The 1482-nt window shown below is 45.2% G+C and carries 3 protein-coding genes and 1 pseudogene; 1 reads left to right on the forward strand and 3 read right to left on the reverse strand.

Features of this window, described 5'->3' with window-relative positions:
- A pseudogene (locus tag BZG80_RS15825) lies at positions 1-140 on the forward strand (IS5/IS1182 family transposase); the annotation flags it as partial.
- 20 nt (positions 141-160) lie between these two features.
- Here the strand turns inward: BZG80_RS15825 and BZG80_RS15625 are convergent.
- The 3 genes from BZG80_RS15625 to BZG80_RS15635 all read right to left on the reverse strand — a co-directional run.
- Positions 161-562, reverse strand: a complete 402-nt coding sequence (locus tag BZG80_RS15625; RefSeq protein ID WP_241833921.1) for an RHS repeat domain-containing protein — start codon at positions 560-562, stop codon at positions 161-163.
- A 330-nt stretch (positions 563-892) separates the two neighbouring features.
- Positions 893-1285 carry an Imm50 family immunity protein gene (locus tag BZG80_RS15630; protein WP_077679766.1) on the reverse strand — a complete coding sequence of 131 codons (393 nt, stop codon included), beginning with the start codon at positions 1283-1285 and terminating at the stop codon, positions 893-895.
- 11 nt (positions 1286-1296) lie between these two features.
- A partial coding sequence (locus BZG80_RS15635) for an HNH/endonuclease VII fold putative polymorphic toxin (protein ID WP_241833922.1) occupies positions 1297-1482 on the reverse strand: 186 nt, incomplete at its 5' end.

A 1482-nucleotide genomic window follows, 5' to 3' on the forward strand; every position in this document is an offset into this window, starting at 1 on the left:
TGTCTCGATACAAAACGTTAATCAGCCCTGAGCTGACTCTACGTAACTACGATGCACAAGTTGGCGAAGCATTGGCCAACGTGAAAGCGATAAACAAAGTCATAAGACTTGGTATGCCTGTTAGTTACCGAGTTGATTGAWGGGAGTAATCACATTGGGATCAGTGCGTTAGGTGACTGATTTGATCAACAACGCCGCCACTGTCTGCATCGTAATAACGGTTTACGTTATAGTAAAGGCCCGATTCTGGGTCTTCGAGTTGTCCTTGATAGCGAAGGTCACACTGTATACTGTCGTTGGCCGCTTCTTCGCGTCGTTGCCAGTGGCGTTGTGATTGCCCGTGGTAATGGCCCCACAGTGCTTGCTCGCCCCGCCAGACAATATCACCTTGTTCATTACACAGCTCTTGCGGTGTGCCCGCGTGGTCGGTCACGATGTAATGCAGCTCGCTGCCTTGATTATGGTGAGTCACTTGCGCCATCGGGCGGAAGCTGCCGGGCTCGTAGAGGTATTCGGTTTGTTGCAACACCTGGCCATCAGCGGTGGCCTGTTGTTGCTGCACAATGTGCGCGCCGTCCCACAGGTAGTGGGTTTGTGTGTCGCTGTGTGCACATTCTTTGGCAATGCGTCGCCCAAACGGGTCGTAGCGGTAGCAATACCGCGTGCCAGCTAAACTGGGTTACTCAGTCCTCAGCTGACACTACGTGATTACAACGTACAAACTGGCGAAACATTGGCCAACGTGAAAGCGATGGGCGAAGTCAATCAGACTCGGTATGCCTGTTAGTTATCGAGTTGATTAATGGGAGCAATCCCATTGGGTTCAGTGCGTTAGGTGAATGATTTGATCAACAACGCCACACAGAACTATGAACACCTTCGCCTGTTCTCTTCAATCCCATCGAACATCATCGTAGGGCTGAATATTTTTAACTGTTAGGTACTTATACAAGCAATTGAATTCAAAGTTTTCATTTTTTATATAGGTACTTTTACTCAAATCATCTCTATCCCCAAAGAAGTCAAAACGATCAACCCATCCTAGCTCTCCCCCTCTATACTTTACATCTAACACATCCCCAAGTTCAAGAACGATACGAATAGCATTAAAATCTTTCATCATCCATTTTTTAGGATAAGAGCTCGGTATATCACAGCAATTCAATGAAAGCTGCACGTCTTTCCCTGTGACATTAATAGAGCATAACTCTGAATTTATTAGTGCTATTCCTTGCGGAAAAATTGAATGAATCATTTTTTTATTTGTTGCTAAATCAAACCACATAAATGTTCAACCTAAAAGTTATAGTGACCATGTGTGCCTGGGAAAGTTGAAGTATCTAGTACTTCACCGGTACTCTTATCAACCTGTCTTACATTAAAATGTGGAGCTCCGCCATGCCTTGCTGTTGCTGTACTATGACCAAGGCTATGCTCTTGAATGACAACTTTCTCTCCTCGAGTATTAGTATAGTGATATTG

This window comes from Salinivibrio sp. MA440 (genome assembly GCF_001996265.1).
Classification (GTDB): domain Bacteria; phylum Pseudomonadota; class Gammaproteobacteria; order Enterobacterales; family Vibrionaceae; genus Salinivibrio; species Salinivibrio costicola.

Excerpts from the sequence above, each read along its gene's own strand:
- BZG80_RS15630 (WP_077679766.1), bottom strand. The coding sequence starts at position 1,285 with ATGTGGTTTGATTTAGCAACAAATAAAAAAATGATTCATTCAATTTTT.